Genomic DNA, 19,270 nt, shown 5'->3' with positions numbered 1-19,270 from the left:
GAACGAAAAAGCCCGGCCGAAGCCGGGCCGTGATGCGAGTGTGCCTCGTCAGAAGTGGATGCCGCGCATCATCTGCTGCAGCGCAATGGCCTCGGGCGACAAGCCACCCTTGCCGCCCTTCTCGCCCTTGGCTGCATCGCTGTCGGGGAACATGCGGAAGCTGGTGTTCATGACGATCTGCGCGATGCGCGGCGCGGCGGCGTGCAGCAGCTCGCCCGAGATGCCCAAGCGCGTGGCGATGCGCACCGGCTTGTTGATGCAGGCCTCGGCAATCATGTCGGCGGCCTCTTCCGGCGACAGCGTCGGCACGTTGTTGTAGATCTTGGTGGGCGCGATCATGGGCGTGCGCACCAGCGGCATGTTGATGGTGGTGAACGTGATGCCGGTGTCGGCGAACTCGCTGGACGCGCAGCGCGTCCACGCATCCAGCGCGGCCTTGCTGGCCACGTAGGCGCTGAAGCGCGGCGCATTCGTCAGCACGCCGATGGAGCTGATGTTCACCACATGGCCGCGGCGCTTGGCCGCCATGCCGGGCAGCAGGCCCATGGTCACGCGCAGGCAGCCGAAGTAGTTCAGCTGCATGGTGCGCTCGAAGTCGTGGAAGCGGTCGTAGCTGCTCTCGATGGCGCGGCGGATGGAGCGGCCCGCGTTGTTGATGAGGAAGTCCACGCCGCCGAAGTTCTCGGTGCACCACTGGATGAGCTTGGCCGCACCTTCCTCGTCGGCGATGTCGCAGGCGAAGGCATGCACCTGGGCGCCCTTGCCCGCCTTGTCCTTGATCTCCTTGACGGCCTCGTCCAGCTTGATCTGGTCACGCGCGCAGATCAGCGTGATGGCGCCGGCCTCGGCGAACTTGATGGCTGCCGCCAGGCCGATGCCCGAGGAGCCGCCTGTCACCAGCACCACCTTGCCGCCGGTCGCGCCCTTGAGCGAGCGGTCGATGAACAGCGCCGGGTCCAGGTGGCGCTCCCAGTAGTCCCACAGCCGCCAGGCGTAGTCCTTCAGGTCGGGGCAGGCGATGCCGCTGCCCTTGAGCATGGCCTCGGTGTCGCGGCAGTCGAAGCGCGTCGGGTAGTTGATGAAGGTGAACATGTCCTCGGGCAGGCCGAGATCCTTCATCACCGCGTTGCGGATGCGGCGCACAGGCGCCAGCGCCATCAGGCCCTTCTTGACGCTCTTGGGGATGAAGCCCATCAGCGCGGCGTTGATGAAGAGGTTCATCTTCGGCGCATGCGCGGCCTTGCTGAAGATGTCCAGCACATCGCCGACGCGGTAGCCCTTGGGATCCACGAGGTGGTAGCAGCCCTGGCCCTTGCTGACCTTGTGGGAGATGTGGTCCAGCGCCTCGACGACGAAGTCCACCGGCACGATGTTGATGCGCCCGCCCTCCAGGCCCACGCTGGGCATCCACGGCGGCAGGATCTGGCGCATGCGCTGGATCAGCTTGAAGAAGTAGTAAGGCCCGTCGATCTTGTCCATCTCGCCGGTGGTGGAGTCGCCGACGACGAGCGCGGGGCGGTACACCGTCCACGGCCGCTTGCACTCCTTGCGCACGATCTTCTCGCTCTCGTGCTTGGTCATGAAGTACGGGTGGTCGAGGTTCTCAGCCTCGTCGAACATGTCCTCGCGGAACACGCCCTCGTACAGGCCGGCCGCGGCGATGGAACTCACATGGTGCACGTGGCCAGCATCGATGGCCTGCGCAAACTCCACCATCGAGCGGGTGCCCTCGATGTTGACGGCCACCTGCGACTCCTCATCGGCGCCCAGGTCGTAGACCGCAGCAAGGTGGTAGAGGTGGTCGATCTGGCCCTTCAGGCTCTTGATGACGTCGGCGGCCACGCCCAGCTTCTTGGCGGTCAGGTCACCGTAGACCGGAATCGCGCGCGTCTTGCTGACGCCCCAGTAGGCCAGCAGGTCGGGCAGCTTGGCCGCACTCTCCTCGCGCATCAGGAAGTGGACCGTGCTGCCCCGGCGCGCCAGCAGTTTCTTGACGAGGCGCTTGCCGATGAAGCCGGTGGCACCGGTGACGAAATACTGCATGCGGGTCTCCTGCTTGTAGGAATCGAGGGCGGGTTTCGCCTGATTCTTCACCAGTGCCAGAGGGTGCCCGCTGGGCACTTTCCCGAGGGGGCGCGTAGAGCCCTCTCACTAGGAATGGCCGCGCTGCCACGGCATGTCGAGGCTAAAGTGACTTGGCGAATCCGCACACTCGAAAGGACACCCATGGTCAAGAAGCTCCAGAAGATGGCTGACAAGAAAAAGGCTGCTGCCGCCACCGGCTTCCCGGCCGGCCTGCTCGACAGCGCGATGGCTCAGAACGTCAAGGACAGCGCCCAGCAGATCTGGGCCGCCGGTCTCGCCTCCTTCGCCAAGGCCCAGGGCGAAGGCTCCAAGGTCTTCGAGGCCCTCGTCTCCGAAGGACTGAAATTGCAGAAGAAGACCCAATCCGCCGCTGAAGAAAAGCTCAGCGCCGTGGCCAGCAAAGTCAGCGGTGTCGCCAGCGACGTCGGCGCCAAGGCCGGCCAGCAGTGGGACAAGCTGGAATCCATCTTCGAAGCCCGCGTCGCCAAGGCGCTGCAGGGCCTGGGCGTGCCCACCAAGAGCGACATCGACGCGCTGATCAAGCGCATCGACGCCCTGGCCGTGGCCACCGGCGTGGAGCCGGCCAAGAAGGCCGCCCCCAAGGCTGCCAAGAAGCCGGCTGCCAAGCCGGCCGCCAAGGCTGCTGCTGCCAAGCCGGCACCGGCCGCCAAGAAAGCTGCTGCCGCGCCGGTGAAGAAGGCCGCGGCTGCCAAGCCGGCCGCACCGGCCAAGAAGGCCGCGCCCGCGCCCGCCAAGAAGGCCCCGGCCGCCAAGAAGGCGGCTGCTCCCAAGGCCGCTGCCGCCCCGGTGGCCCCCAAGGCCGAGCCCACCGCTCAGGCCTGAGCACGGGCTGACGCGTCCCGCCCATGAGCCAGCCACGCATCGGCCTGGCCCTGGCGGGCGGTGGCCCGCTCGGAGCCATCTACGAGGTGGGCGCGCTGTGCGCCCTCGAAGAGGCCATTGACGGCCTGGACTTCACCGCCTGCGACGGCTACATCGGCGTCAGCGCAGGCGGCTTCATCGCAGCCGGCCTGGCCAACGGCATGACGCCGCGCCAGCTCTGCGCCGCCTTCATCGAGAACAGCGCCGACGCGCCGGACCGCTTCGACCCCGCGGAACTGCTGCAGCCGGCCTGGTCCGAGCTCGGCCAACGCCTGCGCCTGCTGCCAGGCCTGATGGCCGACGCGGCGCGCGAGGTGCTGCTGGAAGGCCGCTCACGCCTTGGCGCGCTGGAGCGGCTGGGCCGCGTGCTGCCCACCGGCCTGCTCAGCAGCGAGCGCTTCGGCGAGGCGCTGACGCGCGTGCTGACGCAGCCCGGCCGCAGCAACGACTTCCGCCGCCTGCGCCGCCCGCTGGTGCTGGTGGCCACCGACCTGGACAGCGGCGAGGCCGTGCCCTTCGGTGCGCCGGGCTGGGACGACGTGCCCATCTCGCGTGCCGTGCAGGCCAGTGCCGCACTGCCGGGTCTGTTCCCGCCGGTGCAGATCGGCGGCCGGCATTACGTAGACGGCGCGCTGAAGAAGACGCTGCACGCCTCCGTGCTGCTGGATCGCGGGCTGGACCTGCTGATCTGCCTGAACCCGCTGGTGCCCTACGCCAGTGACCGCCGCTCCACCGCACGGGAGGATCGCTCCCGCCGTGCCCGCGGCCTGGCGCGCAAGCTGGGCCGCCCGGCTGGCCGCGCGCTGCAACCGCACATCCACCGGCTGGTGGACGGCGGCCTGCCGCTGGTGCTGTCGCAGACCTTCCGCTCACTGATCCACTCGCGGCTGGAGCTGGGCCTGCGTGGCTACGAGCTGAGCCACCCGCAGACCGACATCGTGCTCGTGGAGCCCGACCCGCGCGACGCCGAGTTCTTCCTCGCCAACACCTTCAGCTACCGCCAGCGCCGCCACCTGGCCGAGCATGCCTACCAGGTCACGCGGGCGCTGCTGCGCGAGCGCGCCGCCACGCTGGGGCCCCGCTTCGCCCGCGCCGGCCTGACGCTGCGCGAAGACCTGCTGGCAAACCGCGAAGCCCGCCTGCTGCCGGCCCGCGGCGAAACCCGGCTGGAGCAAGCGCTGCGCTCGCTGCGCGGCAGCCTCAGCACCCTGGAAGCGCGACACGGATGAAGTCCGCGGCATGGCAACATTTCGCCATGCACAACCCGCCCGTCACTGCCAGCGCCGACCACCGGCCCATCACCCGCATGCTGCAGGCCTGGCAGCAGGGCGACCGGGCGGCGCTGGCCACGCTGCTCAGCGGCGTCCACGACGAGCTGCGGCGCATGGCCTGTGCGCGGCTGCGCGGCGCCGAGACGCCGTCGCTGGGCGCCGGCGACCTGCTCAACGAGGCCCTGCTCAAGCTGATGCAGTCACCGCAGGACTGGCAGGACCGGCGGCACTTCTTCGCTTCCATGTCGCTGGCCATGCGCTCGGTGCTGGTGGACCACGCCCGCGCCCGCCAGGCCGACAAGCGCGGCGGCGAGTGGCAGCGCGTCACCTACACGCTGGACGCCCACGGCGACGAGGACATGGCCGCCGACCTGCTGACGCTGGACGCGCTGCTGAACCAGCTGCAGCGGCGCGACCCGCGCGCGGCCGAGGTGCTGCAGCTGACCTACTTCGGCGGCCTGCAGCGCGAGGACATCGCCACCGTGCTGGACGCCTCGGTCGCCACGGTGGACCGCGAGCTGCGGTTCGCCCGCGCCTGGCTCGCGCAGCAGCTGGGCCGCCAGCAGCTCGGCGGCTGACAACAGGCGATGGCCGACGCAACGCTCAGCCACGCCCGCATCAAGGCCCAGTTCATGGCCGCGCTGGAGCTGCCCGACCGCCAGGCCCAGCAGGCCGCGCTGCAGGCCTCGGACCTCAGCGAGCAGGAACGCGCCGAGGTGCTGGACCTGCTGGCCGCCAGCGCGCGCACCACCCACTTCGCCGCCCCCATCGCGCATGCTGCGACGCAATGGCTGGGCCATGAGTTCCAGCCCGGCGAGCAGCTGGGCGCCTGGCGCCTGGTGCGGCCGCTGGGCGAGGGCGGCATGGGCCGCGTCTTCCTGGCCGAGCGGGCGGACGGCGCCTACCAGCAGCAGGCCGCGCTCAAGCTGGTGCGCCTGGGCCTCAGCCCCGACGCGGTGGCCCGCTTCGCCCGCGAACGCCAGATCCTGGCCGGCCTGGAGCATCCCCACATCGCCCGACTGCTGGACGGCGGCCAGACGCCCGAGGGCTGGCCCTTCCTGGTCATGGAGTACGTGGACGGCGAGCCCATCGACCGCTGGTGCGCCCGCCACGCGCTGCCGCTGGACGACCGCCTGGCGCTGCTGCAGACGCTGTGCGAGGCCGTGGCCCATGCGCACCGGCAGCTCGTCATCCACTGCGACCTCAAGCCCGGCAACGTGCTGGTGGACCGCCACGGCCGGCTGCGGCTGCTGGACTTCGGCATCGCCCACATCGAAGGCCAGCAGGAGTCAGGCGCCGGCGGGCACACGCCCGGCTATGCCAGCCCCGAGCAGGCGGCCGGCCAGGCGCCCACCGTGGCCGGTGACGTCTACAGCCTGGGCTGCCTGCTGGCCACGCTGCTGGCGGACCTGCCGCGGCCGCTGCGCCGCGGCCGGCGCGCCGAGCTGCAAGCCATCGTGGCCCGCGCGACCGCGCTGCGGCCCGAGGACCGCTACGGCGACGTGGGCTCGCTGCAGCGTGATCTGCAGCGCTTTCGCCTGCAGCAGCCCGTCCGTGCGCTGGGCCGGCGCCGCCTCTACGTCGCGGCCAAGCTGCTGCAGCGGCGCTGGCCCTGGTGGCTGGCCGCCACCGCGGCCCTGACCGCCGCCGGTCTCTTCACCTGGCAGCTGGCGCTGGAGCGCGACCGCGCCCGCGCCGCCGAGCTGCAGGCCCAGGAGGAGGCGCGCACGGCCCGCGAGGTCACCGACTTCCTCGTCAACATGTTCGGTGACGCCGACGCCTACGCCCGCGCCCGCGCGTCCGAGCTGCGGGCGTTGACGCTGCTGGAGCGCGGCCACGAGCGGCTGCAGCGCGACCTGGCCGATCGGCCCCGTCAGCGCGCGCCCCTGCTCTTCAAGCTGGGTCTGGTGCTGGAGAACGTGGGCCAGACGGCGCGCGCCGCCGAGCTGTTCCGCGAGGCCATCGCGGACTACCAGCAGGTGGGCGACGCCGCGCCCCTGCCCGAGCTGTACAACGCCTATGTGTCGGTGCTGAACCGCCTGGGCCGCTACCGCGAGGCGTTGCGGGCCATCGAAGCCTGGCAGCGCGCCGCCGCGCCTGAGGGCGAGCGGGTGGCCCACATCGACAACGCCTTCGGCCTGGTGCTGCCCAACCTGGGCGAGCCCGAACGCGCCCGAACCCACCTGCAGCGCCTGCTGGCCAGCCAGGGGCAAGACCCGGCACAGCCCGACCTGCCGCGGCTGACGACACGCAGCAGCGTCTACTTCGCCAACCTGGCGCTGGCCGAGCTGGCGGCGGGGCGGGCCACCGAGGCGGAAAGGCTGGCCCGCGTGTCGCTGGACCCCGCGCACGCCTCGGCGTTTCGCCGCCACGGCATCCTGGGCCTGGCGCTGATGGACCAGGGCCGCACCGACGAGGCCCTGGCCCAGATGCGGCTGGGCGACGCGGCGGCCGTGCGCCATTTCGGCGAGTTGACCGGCAACCGCCACCGGGTGCTGCGCGACTACGGCTGGGTGCTGCTGCGCGCCGGTCAGACGGTCGAGGCCATCCGGCAGCTGAGGCTGGCGCTGCAATGCGCCGAGGAGTCCGGCGAGGCCGGCCATCCGCTGGCCGCCCAGACCCAGCTGCGCCTGGCCCAGGCGCTGGCCGCCAGCGGCGACCGCGCCGGCGCCCGTGCCGCCTTCGACACCGCGCTGCGCTGGGCCCAGGCCCACGAGGCCGACGGCGACCCGCTGGGCCTGGCGCGCATCCGCACCGCGCGCGAGGGCTTCCTGCGCGGCGGCTGACAGTTCCCCCCCTCCGATTCCGTCTAGCGATGTGCAGGCCCCGCGTGCGGGCCCCCTCGCGTTTGGAGATCCGGAGCATGAACCGACAACGACGCCGTTCCCTCACCGCCACCGCGGCCGCGGTGGCCACCGTCATGGCCGGCGGCGCGGCCCCGCTGGGCAGCGCCCAGGCCGGGCCCACCGGCGGCCAGGTGGTCGCCGGCCAGGCCAGCATCGCCCAGCAGGGCACGCAGACGCTGATCCAGCAACAGAGCCAGCGCGCCATCCTGAACTGGCAGACCTTCGGCGTGAAGGCCGGCGAGCAGGTGCGCTTCGACCTGCCCTCGGCCAGCGCGGCGGTGCTCAACCGCGTGCTGGGCGCCGACCCCAGCGTCATCGCCGGCCAGCTGCAGTCCAACGGCCGCGTCTTCCTCGTCAACCCCAACGGCGTGCTGGTGGGGCCGGGCGGGCAGGTGCTCAGCCACGGCTTCGTCGCCAGCACGCGGGACCTGGACAACGCCGCCTTCCTGCGCGGCGACCGCACGCTGCGCCTGTCCGGCAGCGGCGCGGCCGCGGTGGTCAACCAGGGGCTGATCGTCGCGCGCGAAGGCGATGTGGTGCTGATGGCCCAGCAGGTCGTCAACGAAGGCCGCATCGAGGCGCCGCAGGGCACGGCGGCACTGGCCGCCGGCGGCAGCGTGCTGCTGGCCCGCGACGGCCAGGACCGGCTGCTGGTGAGCCTGACGCCCGCCGCCGACGCCTCGGTGCGGCACGGCGGCCACATCGAGGCCGCGGCGGCCGACCTGCGTGCCGTGGGCGGCAACCCGCTGGCGCTGGCCGTGCAGAGCAGCGGCGCCATCCGGGCCTTCTCGCTCACCACCGGCGCGGGCGGCGAGATCCGTCTCAGCGGCAGCGGCCGCACCGAAGTGACCGGCACGCTGGACGCCCAGGGCAGCACGGGCCGCGGTGGTCGCATCACCGTGGAGGGCGCCGAGGTGGCGCTGCAGCCCGGCGCCCGTCTGGACGCCAGCGGCGCCGCGCAAGGCGGCACGGTGCATGTGGGCGGCGGCTGGCAGGGCCGCGACACGACGCTGGCCAACGCCCGCCAGACCGACGTGGCCACCGACGTGCAGCTGCGCGCCGACGCCACCGGGTCGGGCAGCGGCGGCGAGGTGGTCGTGTGGGCCGACGGCAGCACCCGCTTCGCCGGCCAGATCAGCGCGCGCGGCGCCGGCGCGGGCGACGGCGGCCGGGCCGAGGTCTCGGGCCGCGGCACGCTGCTCTACACCGGCCGCGCCGACCTGCGCGCCGCCCCGGGCGGCCGCACCGGCACGCTGCTGCTGGACCCGACCAACGTCACCATCTCCACGGCGGCCACGTCCATCGACACCACCGGCCAGCTCAGCAACTTCAACGCCGACCAGATCCTGGCCGCGCTGCAGACCGCCAACGTCGAGATCAGCACCAGTTCCAACGGCCCGGCCGACGGCGACATCACCATCCTGCCCGCACCTGCCGACCGCAGCGACGCCTACTTCTTCAACTCGCCCTACCGGCTGACGCTGAAGGCCGACCGCGACATCAAGGTGCAAGCCTCCATCGCCGTGGTGGACTTCGGCGCGACGACCTCGCCGTCGCCCGGCGAACTGCTGCTGCTGGCCGGCCGCCACATCGACCTCACCGGCGGCCCGCTGTCGCCGGTGATGGGCGGCGGCACCTACCTGACGCTGGTGGCCGGCCAAGCCCAGGGCACGGGCCAGATCCTGATGCGCCCCGAGCAGACGCTGTACGCCCACCGCGTGCGGCTGTTCGCGCCCAAGCCCGGCGACATCCAGCTGTCCAACAAGGTCTATCAATGGGAGAAGGGTGAGCAGCCCCAGTCACCCGCGGCGCTGAACAGCACCGCCACGGTGGGCAAGTCGTACGGCGACGCCGGCACCGAGGCCGGCGGCCTGTACTACCAGACCGATCCGTCGGCGCCTCCCCCTCCGCCGCCGCCGCCACCGCCACCGCCACCGCCACCGCCACCGCCACCGCCACCGCCACCGCCACCGCCACCGCCACCACCACCACCGCCACCGCCACCGCCACCACCACCACCACCACCGCCACCGCCACCGCCACCACCGCCACCGCCACCACCGCCACCACCGCCACCACCGCCACCACCGCCACCACCGCCACCACCGCCACCACCGCCACCGCCACCGCCACCACCACCACCACCACCACCACCACCACCACCACCACCACCACCACCACCACCACCACCACCACCACCGCCACCGCCACCGCCACCACCGCCGCCGCCACCGCCACCGCCGGTGCGCTGGACGCTGGGCGACGACAACCTGACCCTGCGGGTCGGGGGCTCGGCCTCGCTGCTGGACAACGACCGCTACGACGGTGCGGCGCTGGGGGCCGGTCAGGTGCGCGTGAGCCTGCTGCCCGATGGCAACCTGCCAGGCGCCGCCCTGTCCGAGACGGGCGTGCTGAAGGTGCCGCCGCGCACGCTGGCCGGCAGCTATCTGCTGCGCTACCAGGTCTGCCTGGTGACAGCGCCGGCAGACTGCGCCGTGGCCAGCGCGCGGCTGACGGTGGAGGTGCCCACGATCAGCTTCCTGCCCGACCGGCTGACGCCCAACCAGGCCGTCACCGGCGCGGTGCAGATCGTGCTGCCCACCACCGGCATCGTGCTGCAGCCCGACGGGCTCACGGCCAGCCGCGGCGCCTACAACCTGCCCATGTCGCAGCTGGACGCGGTGTTCTCGGACTACTACCCCATGTCCGAGACCACCTCGCTGGCCATCAACGCGGTCGAGTTCTGGCGTGAACGCCTGGCGCGCCTGCGCGAGGAGCATCCGGACTGGGACGAGGCCACGCTGGCGCGCTGGCGCAAGGACATCGAGGACACCATCGCCTGGTACGAGAAGGACATCCCGGCGCAGTTCCTGCAGGCCCGCCAGCAGTTCTGGAACGCGATGACCGCACCGCTGGACCCGGCCACGCAGGCCCGGGTGGACCAGCTCGACCGCGAGATCGCCGCCAAGATGCTGGCCATCCGCAAGTCCGAAAGCGCCACGCGCGCCTCGGCCCAGGTCGTCAACCTGGTGACGCTGGGCCTGGGCGGCCTGGTGGTGGAGGAGATCGGCAAGGGCGTCGAGGCCGCGCTGTACGACGAGCTGACCAAGCTGTGCGCCGAGCGCGCCGCCATCGACGGCAGCGCCCGCCGCTCCGTGGTGGCCGCCGGCATGACCAACCAGCTCATCAACCTGCTGGAACGCGGCGGCCCCTACAGCCCGGACGAGAACGAGCTGATGGCCCAGATCGGCGGCATGGTGCAGCAAAGCGCCATCCAGGTGGCCGAGGCCTCGAACCAGCTGTTCAACTCCTGGATGCAGGAGCAGTTGGAGCTGCGCCGCATGCAGGGCGTGAACCTGGCCATCCTGTTCGACACCGGCACGCCGGCGCCCGACTTCACGACCCAGGCGCTGGCCGCGGCAGGCCTCGGGCCGGGGGGCACGGGCACCTATGCCTCGCTGGCGCTGGCCGCCGGCACCACCAGCCTGGCCATGGCGGGCAATCTGGCTGACGGCCTGCGCATGACCGAGCGGCTCAAGGACCTGATCTACCCCTACGCCGCCCGGCGCGGGGTGAACCAGGCCGGCGAGCTCATCGACCTGGCCGAGGACGCCGCCGACACCGCCCGCCGCACGCCGTGGAAATCGGCCCAGCCGCTGCGCCGCCTGGCGCAGGAGGGCAAGCTGGTCACGTCGCTGGACGACGGCCTCAAGGCCGCGGAGGCGCGCCGCGTCGCCCGCGGGCTGCAGAGCGTCAGCGGCGGCGCGGGCGACCTGACCAAGCTGGCCAAGGGGCTGGACGTGGCCCTGGACTCGGCCGACGCCGTGCAGAAGGCCTTCCGCACCGCCGGCAAGGGGCTCAAGGCCGTGAAGGCCAGCGTGGGCGCCTTCCTGAAGGCGGCCGGCCCCATCGGCGACGTGGCCTCCATCGCGCTGGAAGTGGGCATGGCCGCCGGCCAGGCCGCCGACAGCTGGGACAACGGCCAGAAGCGGCTGGACGAGGCGCTGGCCAAGGCCCGCAACACGCCCATCACGACCGAGCAGCTGCGCACCATGACGCAGACCGAGGACGGCCGCGCGCAGCTGCTCGCCATCCTGACCGCCCAGCTCGGCAAGCGTCCGGTGCAGCCACCGTTGGACAGCCCCTTCCCGTTCCTCAACAAGCCTTGAGAGAGCCCGACATGCACACATCCCACAACCTGCTGCGCCGGGCCCGCATGCGCCTGCTGGGCCTGGCCGCGCTGGCCGCGCTGGCCGCGCCGCCCGGCCAGGCCGCCGAACCCCGGCTGCAGGCCATCACGCTGCACGCGAGCGGCACGCCCGCGGGCGACGCCGGCACGGGCGTCACGCTGCTGGGCCTGCCCGAGCTGGAACGCACGCTGCTGCGCGAGCGGCTGGCCCTGGCGCTGGGCCGGCCGCTGCAGCCGGCGCTGGTGGAAGCGCTGGTCACCGAGGTCAACCGCCAGCTGCAGCTGGCCGGCCAGGCCTTCGCGGTGGCCAGCGTGCCGGACCAGGACGTCGCCGCCGGCCGGCTGCGCATCGAGGTCACCCGCGGCCGGCTGCAGCGCCTGGCCGTGGACGGCGCGGCCGACGCCGCGGCCATCGAGCAGCAGTTCGACGCGCTGCGCGCCGCGCCCGTGCTGGACGCCGACGCGCTGCAGGACACGCTGGCCTGGCTGGACCGCGCCCAGCCCGGCCGCCGCAGCGTGGCCCGCTACAGCCCGGGCGACGCGCCCGGCGCCGTCGCGATGGCGCTGCAGGTCCAGGAACCGGCGCGGCTGGGGTTCTCGGCCGGCGCCGACAACACCGGCAGCGCCGTGACCGGCGAGACCCGCCTCAGCGCCGGCCTGGCGCTGCGCCGGCTGCTGGGCCATCAGGACCAGGTGCAGCTGCGCCTGTCCGCCGACCCGGACTTCCGGCATGCGCGCAGCTGGCAGCTGGGCTACCAGCTGGGCCTGCCCTGGCGCCACCTGCTCAGCGTCAACGCGAGCGGCGGCCGCATCCGCGGCCGCATGCCCGAGCCTCTGGCGCTGTCGGGCGGTTCCAGCGGCGTGAGCCTGCGCTACGAGATCCCGCTGCGCCTGAGCGGCACCTGGACCGACAGCCTGCAGCTGGGGCTGGACCGCAAGCGCAGCGACAACAACCTGCTGTTCAGCGAGACGCCGGTCACGCAGACGCTGACCACCATCGGCCAGTGGGTGCTGGGCTACAGCGCGCAGCGGCCCGATGCCTGGGGCAGCACCCAGCTGCAGGCCCAGCTCATCGTGTCGCCGGGCGGCATGTTCGCCCATGGCGACGACGCCGCCTTCGACGCCACGCGGCCCGGCGCCCGCGCGCGCTACCGCATCTGGCAGCTGCAGCTGGAGCGCAGCACGCCACTGGGCAGCAGCACCTGGCTGGCGCAGCTGGCGCTGCAGCAGGCCAATGCCAACCTGCTGGGCAGCGAGCAGCTGTCCGGCGGCGGCGTGGCCAGCGTGCGCGGCTTCCGCGAGGGCGCGGCCTTCGGCGACAGCGGCTGGACCTGGCGCAACGAGCTGCGCCTGCCGGCCCTGGCCGCGCCGGGTGGCTGGGCACTCACGCCGCTGCTGCTGGCCGACGCCGCGGCGCTGCGCGTGCATGCACCGCAACCCGGCGAGCCGGCACGGCGCTACCTGGGCAGCGCCGGCCTGGGCCTGGTCGTCAGCGGGCCGCAGCAGCTCAGCCTGCAGCTGCAGTGGGCGCGCCGCATCAAGAGCGGGCTGAGCGCGCAGGCGCAGGGCGGCGACCGGCTGCACCTGTCGCTGCAGTGGAGCGGCGGCTAGCCCGTCTCGCAAGGTCGATGACGGCGCGGCCGCCTTGACGCAGGCGGCCGCCTCAGGCCGGCAATGCCCACCGGCCCCACTGGGTTGCTGGGCCCGCGGCACCATGCCGGCCGTGACGCCGCCCAACCCGCCTTCCGACGCCCGCCCCACCGTCTACTTCGACGGCGCCTGCCCGGTCTGCCGCCGCGAGATCGCGCTGTACCAGCGCCAGCCCGGCGCCGACGCGCTGTGCTGGGTGGACGCCGCGGCCTGCCCGCCCGAGGCGCTGGGCCGCGGGCTGGACCGGCCGGCGGCGCTGGCGCGGCTGCATGTGCGTGCGGCGGATGGCCGGCTCGTCAGCGGCGCGGCGGCCTTCATCGCGATGTGGGCGGCGCTGCCACGCACCGCCCGGCTCGCGCGGCTGCTGAACCGGCCGTGGCTGGTGCGGTTGCTGGATGCCGCCTACACCGGCTTTCTCAAGCTGCGCCGGCTCTGGCGCCCGGCCCGATGAGCGCCGTCTGGACACCCGCCGCCATGCCAGCCGGGCTGGTGGCCGACCTGCGCAGCGACCAGGCCGGCGAAACCGGCGCGGTGTGGATCTACCGCGGCGTGATGGCCGTGAGCCGCGACCCGGCGCTGCGCGCCTTCGCACAGCGCCACCTGGCCACCGAACGCCGCCACCTCAGCCTCATCGAGGCCTGCCTGCCCACGGCGCAGCACAGCCGGCTGCTGCCGCTGTGGCGCGTGGCCGGCTGGCTGACCGGCGCCCTGCCCGCGCTGGCCGGGGCGCGTGCGGTGTACGGCACCGTCGCCGCGGTGGAGAGCTTTGTCGACCAGCACTACCAGGCCCAGGTCGACCGCCTGTCCGGCCAGCCCGCCTGGGCGCCGCTGCGCGAGCTGCTGGACGGCTGCCGGCGCGACGAGGTCGACCACCGCGATGAAGCCGCCGCGCTCGCGGGGCCACCTGGCCGGCTGATGCGGGCCTGGTGCCGCCTCGTGGGCGCGGGCTCTGCCGCCGCCGTTGCCGTGTGCCGCCATGTCTGACACGCCGGCCGTGAGCACCGTTCGCCCGGACGAGGTCGCCCGCTACGACGCCTGGAGCGCCACCTGGTGGGATGCGCGCGGGCCGATGCGGCCGCTGCACGTCACGCAGGCGCTGCGCGGGCGCTGGGTGCGCGAGGCGGCCGGGCGCCACTTCGGCCGGCCGCTGGCCGGGCTGCGCGTGCTGGACGTGGGCTGCGGCGGCGGGCTGATGAGCGAGGCGCTGGCCCGCGAGGGCGCACAGGTCGTGGGCATCGATGCCTCCGCCGGCAACATCGGCGCGGCGCGCCGCCACGCGGCCATGGAGCCCGCCATTGCCGCCCGGCTGGACTACCGGCATGGCGATCCGGCCAGCGCGCTCGCGCCCGGCGAGCGCTTCGACATGGTGCTGGCGCTGGAGGTGGTGGAGCATGTGGACGACGTGCCCGCCTTCCTCGCGCAGGTGGCCGCCGCCGTCGCCCCGGGCGGGCTGCTGGTGGCCTCCACGATCAATCGCACCGCGCGCAGCTGGCTGCTGGCCATCGTGGCGGCCGAGTACCTGCTGCGCGTGCTGCCCATCGGCACGCACCGCTGGCGCCAGTTCGTCACGCCCGACGAGCTGGAGGCCGCCGCCGCCCAAGCCGGCCTGCAGCCGCTGCAGCGCCTGGGCATGCGCTACCTGCCGGTGCTGCATCGCGCCCGCTGGACGCGCGACACCTCGGTCAACTACATGGCGAGCTTTGCCCGCCCACAACCGGAGACCCGACCATGACTTCCATCGCTCTCGTCACCGGCGCCCGCGGCGGCATCGGCCGCGCGCTGTGCGTTCAGTTGCAGGCCCAGGGCTGGCAGGTGGCCGCCGTCGGCCGCGACGCGGCCACGCTGGCCGATGTGCCGGCCCAGCTGCACATCGCCGCCGACACCACCACGCCCGAAGGCGCCATGGCCGCCGTCGCCGCCTGCCGCGAGGCGCTGGGCACGCCCACGCGGCTGGCGCACTGCGTGGGCAGCACGCTGATCGCCCCGCTGCACCGCAGCAAGCCCGAGCAGATGCGCGAGGTGCTGCGCGTCAACCTCGACAGCGCGCTCTACATGCTGGGCGCCTGGGTGGAGGCGCTGCGCGAGCCGCCGCAGCCGGGCGCGGCGGTGCTGGTGAGCTCGGTGGTGGCCAGCATCGGCGTGGCCAACCACGAGGCCATCGCGGCGGCCAAGGGGGGCATCGAGGCGCTGGTGCGCAGCGCCGCGGCCAGCTACGCGGTGCAGGGCCTGCGCATCAACGCCGTGGCGCCCGGCATGACCGACACGCCCATGACCGCGGCCATGCTCAAGCAGCCCGCCATGCGCGAAGGCGCGGCCAAGCAATACCCGCTGGGCGGCGTGCAGACCGCCGACGAGGTGGCCGGCGTGATGGCCTGGCTGCTGTCCGACGCCGCCGCGCGCCTCACCGGCCAGGTGCTGCCGGTGGACGGCGGCTTCACGAAGATCCGGCCTCTGGTTCGCTAGGCGTTTCTTCCAGCGTCTGCAGCTCCACCAGGCGGCGATACAGGCCGCCGTCCAGAGCCATCAGCGCCTCGTGCGTGCCGCGCTCCTGCAGCCGGCCGTGGTTGAGCACCAGGATCTGGTCGGCCGCGCGGATGGTGGACAGCCGGTGCGCGATGGCGATGACGGTGACGCGACCGTGCAGCGCGGCCAGCGCCTCGCCCAGGCGCGCTTCGGTCTCGCTGTCGACATTGCTGGTGGCCTCGTCCAGGAACAGCAGCCGCGGCGCACCGGCCAGCGCGCGGGCCATGGCCAGCAGCTGCTTCTGGCCGCTGGACACGCGCGCGCCGCCTTCGCCCAGCCGGGTGTCGTAGCCCTGCGGCAGGGCCAGGATGAAGTCATGCGCGCGGGCCGCCTTGGCCGCGTCCTCCACGGCCGCATCGCTGATGCCGGGCCGGCCCATCGCGATGTTCTCGCGCACGCTGGCCGCCATCAGCAAGGCTTCCTGCGGCACCAGGCCCACGGCGTCACGAAACGCCGCGTCGGGCACGGCGTGCAGCGGCTGGCCGTCGATGGTGATGCGGCCCTGCTGCGCGGTGTAGAAGCGCAGCAGCAGCGACAGCAGCGTGCTCTTGCCGCTGCCGGTGTGGCCCACGATGCCGGTGAAGCTGCCGGCCGGGATGTCGACGTCCAGCCCGTGCAGCACCGGCCGTGCGGGGTCGTAGCCGAAGCCCAGGCGCTCGATGCGGATCTCGCCGCGCGTGATGGGCGCACCGTCCTGCGGCGGCCCCCGGTGCTCATCCTCCTCCAGCAGCGCCCGCACGCGCGACGCGGCCACCATGGCCTGCTGCAACTGGCCGAACTGCATGGTGATCTGGATCAGCGGCTCGACGACGCGGGCGATGTAGGACAGGAAGGCGTAAAGCAGCCCCACCTCCAGCCCCGACAGCTCGCGCCGCCCGAAGCCGTAGATCACCGTGACGAGCAGCAGCACGTTCAGCAGGTCCAGCGCCGGGCGCAGCAGCCACGCGTTGGCGCGCAGCTCCGCGATGCGCGACAGCCGGTGCTCGGCGTTCACCGCCTCGAAGCGCGCGCCGAAGCGCCCGGCCGCGCCGGCCGCCTGCAGCACCGCCATGCCGGCCATGCTCTCGGCCATCTGCGCGTTGATGTCGCTGCGCAGCTGGCGCGTGCGCGCGACGGCCGGCGCGGAGAGCTTCTGGTAGCCCAGGATGATGGCCACCATGGCCGGCACCAGCGTCGCGACGATGAGCATCAGCCGCCAGTCCAGGAACGCCATGGCCACCAGCGAGCCGGCAACGACGATGCTGGAATCCAGCATCACGTACAGCACCTGCCGGTAGAGCTGGTTCACCGCCTCGGTGTCGTTGGTGACGCGGCTGACGAGCTGGCCGGTGATGGCCTTGTCGAAGAAGGCCATGGGCAGCGCCAGCACATGCGCGTAGACCCGCTCGCGCAGCCGCAGCACCGAGCGCCGCGCCACACCGGCCATGCGCGACAGCTGCGCATAGCGCACCCAGCTCGCCGCCCAGCCGGTCAGCAACACTGAAGCCAGCAGCGCGGCCATCGCGCCGAGGTCGTAGTGGCCGGGCAGCAGGTGCTCGTCGATGTAGCGCTTGCCGAGGATGGGGCCCAGCGCCTCCAGCGCGGCCGCCAGCAGCAGCCACAGGCCGCCGCGGATCAGCTGCGGGCGCTCGGGCCGTGCAGCGTCCATCAGCAGGCCGACGCTTTGCCAGGGGCGTTCCTGCTTCATGCGGCCTCCAGGCTGGCTTCGATCTGCTGGTAGCGCCATTGCGACGCATACCAGCCGCCCAGCGCCAGCAGCTGCGCATGCGTGCCGCGCTCGATGACGTGGCCCTGCTTCAACACGATGACCTCGTCGGCATCCATCACCGCCGACAACCGGTGCGCGATGACGATGACGCTGCGGTCGGGCCGCGCGGCGCGCAGCTCGCGCAGGTGATCAAGGATGGCCGTCTCGGTGCCGGTGTCGACCGCCGACAGCGCGTCGTCCAGCACCAGCAAGGGTGAATCGCTCAACAACGCTCGGGCAATCGCCACGCGCTGGCGCTGGCCGCCGGACAGCGTCACACCGCGCTCGCCCACCTCCGTCGCGTAGCCGTGGGGCAGCCGGGCGATGTCGTCGTGCACGGCGGCCAAGCGGGCGGCGGCCTCGATGTCGGCCGGCGTGGCGCCAGGTTTTACCAGCGCGATGTTGTCGGCCACCGAGGCCGAGAAAAGGAAGGGCTCCTGCGGCACCCAGGCGATGTGCGCGCGCAGCGTGGCCAGGGGCAGGTCCGGCAGCGGCACATCGGCGAGCAGCAGCCGGCCCGCGTCGGGCTCCGCCTGGCGCAGCAGCAGGCGCACGAGCGTGGATTTGCCGGCGCCGGTGGCGCCGACGATGCCCAGCGTGCGGCCGGGCGGCAGTGCGAAATCGACGCTGTGCAGCGCCGGCCGCTTGGCGCCGGGGAAGCTGAAGCTGAGGCCTTCCGCACGCAACTCGGCACGAGGGGGCAGCACCGCATGACCGTGATCGACCAGCGTCAGCGGCGCGTCCAGCACCGGCGCGAGACGCGCCCAGGCGGCGCGGCCGCGCTCCAGCAGGGACAGCACCCAGCCGGCCGCGAACATGGGCCAGATCAGCTGGCCCAGGTACATCGTGAACGCGGTCAGCTGGCCGATGCTGATCTCGCCGCGAGCCACCAGCCAGCCGCCCACGGCCAGCGCGATGGCTGTCGCCGCGCCCAGCGTCATGCCCACGGCCGGCTCGTAGGCGGCCTCCCAGCGCTGCGAGCGGAACGCCGCCTCGGCGGCACCGTCGGCCAGCACGCCGAAACGCTGGCGGCTGCGGTCCACCAGGCCCAGCGCCCGCAGCGTGCGCACGCCGGCCAGGCTTTCCTGCACCTGCTGGTTGAGGTCGCCAAAGCGGGTCAGCGAGTCCTGCGCGGCCTGGTGCAGATGCTTGCTGATCCACCAGAACGCCAGCCCCATCAGCGGGAAGGGCAGCAGCGCGGCCAGGCCCAGCCGCCAGTCGATGGACAGCGTCATCATCGCCAGCACCAGCAGCAGCGTCTGCGTGCCGTCGAAGCCGGCCAGCATGGCTTCGCCAGCGGCCATCTCGACGGTGTCGATGTCGTTGGTGGCCAGCGCCATCAGGTCGCCGGTGCGCTGCTGCTGGAAGTAGGCCGGCCCCTGCAGCGCCAGCCGCGCAAACAACCGCGTGCGCAGCCGCGCGCCGAGCCGGTAGGCCGCCTTGAACAGCGTCAGCCGCCAGCCCACGCGCAGCAGGTAGATGGCGAGTCCTGCGAGCACCAGCAGCGCCAGCGGCTCGATGAGCGCCGGCCCCTGAAGCTGGCCGGCCACCAACGCGTCGACGACATGGCCGACCTGGCGGGGAATCCAGACCGTCATCGCGGCGATGCAGCTGAGCATGGCCGCGGCCGACCCGTAGGCGCGCCAGTGCTCGCGCACGAAGGTGGCGAGCATGCGGGAGAGGCTCGTAGGCACGGGCAGCACGGAGGGTGCGAACGACATCAATCCGCGCTCGCGCCAACGTCAATCGACTCGGACGCCACAAGCGCTTCACGGGCCACTCGCGCGATGGACTCACGCGTAATGCCGTAGCGCTGACAGTAGCGAGACGTCAGCCAGACCGCCAAGGGCTTCTGACCTTTGCTGGCATTGCAGCCCATGCAGCAGCGCGCGATGTTTTCGCGGGTGATCAAGGTCTCATCGTTGACGATGTGCTCCCACGATGGCTTGTCACGCCGGAGCAACGAGGGAACGAGAAACGAGGTGCCGCAGTAGATGCACTGCAGATCCCGTTGAAGCACCTCATGCTCCAACGCGGGAGGAATGTTCCAGCGATTCATGGTCCGGCAAGTGTCAAC

General features: G+C 72.7%; 14 protein-coding genes. 10 read left to right on the top strand and 4 right to left on the bottom strand.

Translation table 11 applies throughout. The features are described 5' to 3' along the window. Nucleotides 1-48: 48 nt before the first annotated feature. Nucleotides 49-2,043, bottom strand: coding sequence for an SDR family oxidoreductase (locus NYO99_RS11115; RefSeq protein WP_268167247.1), 1,995 nt, complete (start codon nt 2,041-2,043; stop codon nt 49-51). A 183-nt stretch (nt 2,044-2,226) separates the two neighbouring features. On the opposite strand from NYO99_RS11115, the gene NYO99_RS11110 reads away from it, so the two are divergent. The 10 genes from NYO99_RS11110 (at nt 2,227) to NYO99_RS11065 (ending at nt 15,386) form a co-directional block, all read left to right on the top strand. Further along, entirely contained in the window at nt 2,227-2,928 is a 702-nt protein-coding gene (locus NYO99_RS11110) for a phasin family protein (RefSeq protein WP_268167246.1), read from the top strand. A gap of 23 nt (nt 2,929-2,951) precedes the next feature. Then, on the top strand, nt 2,952-4,196 hold the full coding sequence (locus NYO99_RS11105) for a patatin-like phospholipase family protein (RefSeq protein WP_268167245.1): 1,245 nt from the start codon (nt 2,952-2,954) through the stop codon (nt 4,194-4,196). Between the two features lie 26 nt (nt 4,197-4,222). Next, on the top strand, nt 4,223-4,816 hold the full coding sequence (locus NYO99_RS11100) for an ECF-type sigma factor (protein WP_268167244.1): 594 nt from the start codon (nt 4,223-4,225) through the stop codon (nt 4,814-4,816). A 9-nt stretch (nt 4,817-4,825) separates the two neighbouring features. Further along, nucleotides 4,826-7,024 (top strand): protein kinase domain-containing protein, encoded by a 2,199-nt coding sequence (locus NYO99_RS11095; protein ID WP_268167243.1) that lies wholly within the window; start codon nt 4,826-4,828, stop codon nt 7,022-7,024. A 77-nt stretch (nt 7,025-7,101) separates the two neighbouring features. After that, nucleotides 7,102-11,253, top strand: a complete 4,152-nt coding sequence (locus NYO99_RS11090; RefSeq protein ID WP_268167242.1) for a two-partner secretion domain-containing protein — start codon at nt 7,102-7,104, stop codon at nt 11,251-11,253. Nucleotides 11,254-11,264: 11 nt separating this feature from the next. Further along, complete coding sequence (locus tag NYO99_RS11085; RefSeq protein ID WP_268167241.1) at nt 11,265-12,884, top strand: ShlB/FhaC/HecB family hemolysin secretion/activation protein; 1,620 nt, start codon at nt 11,265-11,267, stop codon at nt 12,882-12,884. A 112-nt stretch (nt 12,885-12,996) separates the two neighbouring features. Further along, nucleotides 12,997-13,374 (top strand): thiol-disulfide oxidoreductase DCC family protein, encoded by a 378-nt coding sequence (locus NYO99_RS11080; protein WP_268167240.1) that lies wholly within the window; start codon nt 12,997-12,999, stop codon nt 13,372-13,374. Then, complete coding sequence (locus NYO99_RS11075; protein WP_268167239.1) at nt 13,371-13,907, top strand: demethoxyubiquinone hydroxylase family protein; 537 nt, start codon at nt 13,371-13,373, stop codon at nt 13,905-13,907. Before NYO99_RS11080 ends, NYO99_RS11075 begins: the two co-directional genes overlap by 4 nt. A gap of 10 nt (nt 13,908-13,917) precedes the next feature. Beyond that, nucleotides 13,918-14,655, top strand: a complete 738-nt coding sequence (gene ubiG / locus NYO99_RS11070) for a bifunctional 2-polyprenyl-6-hydroxyphenol methylase/3-demethylubiquinol 3-O-methyltransferase UbiG (RefSeq protein ID WP_268167238.1) — start codon at nt 13,918-13,920, stop codon at nt 14,653-14,655. Continuing rightward, the gene (locus tag NYO99_RS11065; RefSeq protein WP_268167237.1) at nt 14,652-15,386 is read left to right on the top strand and encodes an SDR family NAD(P)-dependent oxidoreductase; all 735 of its coding nucleotides are present in this window, start codon (nt 14,652-14,654) and stop codon (nt 15,384-15,386) included. Before ubiG ends, NYO99_RS11065 begins: the two co-directional genes overlap by 4 nt. On the opposite strand, the gene NYO99_RS11060 is transcribed toward NYO99_RS11065, so the two are convergent. The 3 genes from NYO99_RS11060 to NYO99_RS11050 are packed head-to-tail and all read right to left on the bottom strand — an operon-like array spanning nt 15,358 to nt 19,252. After that, nucleotides 15,358-17,133, bottom strand: a complete 1,776-nt coding sequence (locus NYO99_RS11060) for an ABC transporter ATP-binding protein (RefSeq protein WP_268167236.1) — start codon at nt 17,131-17,133, stop codon at nt 15,358-15,360. The two genes, NYO99_RS11065 and NYO99_RS11060, sit on opposite strands and share 29 nt — an antisense overlap. Next, complete coding sequence (locus NYO99_RS11055) at nt 17,130-18,866, bottom strand: ABC transporter ATP-binding protein (RefSeq protein WP_268167235.1); 1,737 nt, start codon at nt 18,864-18,866, stop codon at nt 17,130-17,132. Before NYO99_RS11055 ends, NYO99_RS11060 begins: the two co-directional genes overlap by 4 nt. 47 nt (nt 18,867-18,913) lie before the next feature. Further along, entirely contained in the window at nt 18,914-19,252 is a 339-nt protein-coding gene (locus tag NYO99_RS11050; RefSeq protein WP_268167234.1) for a hypothetical protein, read from the bottom strand. Nucleotides 19,253-19,270 lie beyond the last annotated feature (18 nt).

Origin of the sequence: Roseateles hydrophilus (assembly GCF_026712245.1) — a bacterium.
GTDB classification, from domain to species: Bacteria; Pseudomonadota; Gammaproteobacteria; order Burkholderiales; family Burkholderiaceae_C; genus Pelomonas; species Pelomonas hydrophilus.
The sequence above is the reverse complement of the archived record's forward strand: the minus strand, read 5'-3'. Positions and strand labels throughout refer to the sequence as shown.

Excerpts from the sequence above, each read along its gene's own strand:
- NYO99_RS11050 (WP_268167234.1), bottom strand. The coding sequence starts at position 19,252 with ATGAATCGCTGGAACATTCCTCCCGCGTTGGAGCATGAGGTGCTTCAA.
- NYO99_RS11060 (WP_268167236.1), bottom strand. The coding sequence starts at position 17,133 with ATGAAGCAGGAACGCCCCTGGCAAAGCGTCGGCCTGCTGATGGACGCT.
- NYO99_RS11110 (WP_268167246.1), top strand. The coding sequence starts at position 2,227 with ATGGTCAAGAAGCTCCAGAAGATGGCTGACAAGAAAAAGGCTGCTGCC.
- NYO99_RS11095 (WP_268167243.1), top strand. The coding sequence starts at position 4,826 with ATGGCCGACGCAACGCTCAGCCACGCCCGCATCAAGGCCCAGTTCATG.
- NYO99_RS11075 (WP_268167239.1), top strand. The coding sequence starts at position 13,371 with ATGAGCGCCGTCTGGACACCCGCCGCCATGCCAGCCGGGCTGGTGGCC.
- NYO99_RS11090 (WP_268167242.1), top strand. The coding sequence starts at position 7,102 with ATGAACCGACAACGACGCCGTTCCCTCACCGCCACCGCGGCCGCGGTG.
- NYO99_RS11065 (WP_268167237.1), top strand. The coding sequence starts at position 14,652 with ATGACTTCCATCGCTCTCGTCACCGGCGCCCGCGGCGGCATCGGCCGC.
- NYO99_RS11115 (WP_268167247.1), bottom strand. The coding sequence starts at position 2,043 with ATGCAGTATTTCGTCACCGGTGCCACCGGCTTCATCGGCAAGCGCCTC.
- NYO99_RS11105 (WP_268167245.1), top strand. The coding sequence starts at position 2,952 with ATGAGCCAGCCACGCATCGGCCTGGCCCTGGCGGGCGGTGGCCCGCTC.
- NYO99_RS11100 (WP_268167244.1), top strand. The coding sequence starts at position 4,223 with ATGCACAACCCGCCCGTCACTGCCAGCGCCGACCACCGGCCCATCACC.
- NYO99_RS11055 (WP_268167235.1), bottom strand. The coding sequence starts at position 18,866 with ATGCTCGCCACCTTCGTGCGCGAGCACTGGCGCGCCTACGGGTCGGCC.
- NYO99_RS11085 (WP_268167241.1), top strand. The coding sequence starts at position 11,265 with ATGCACACATCCCACAACCTGCTGCGCCGGGCCCGCATGCGCCTGCTG.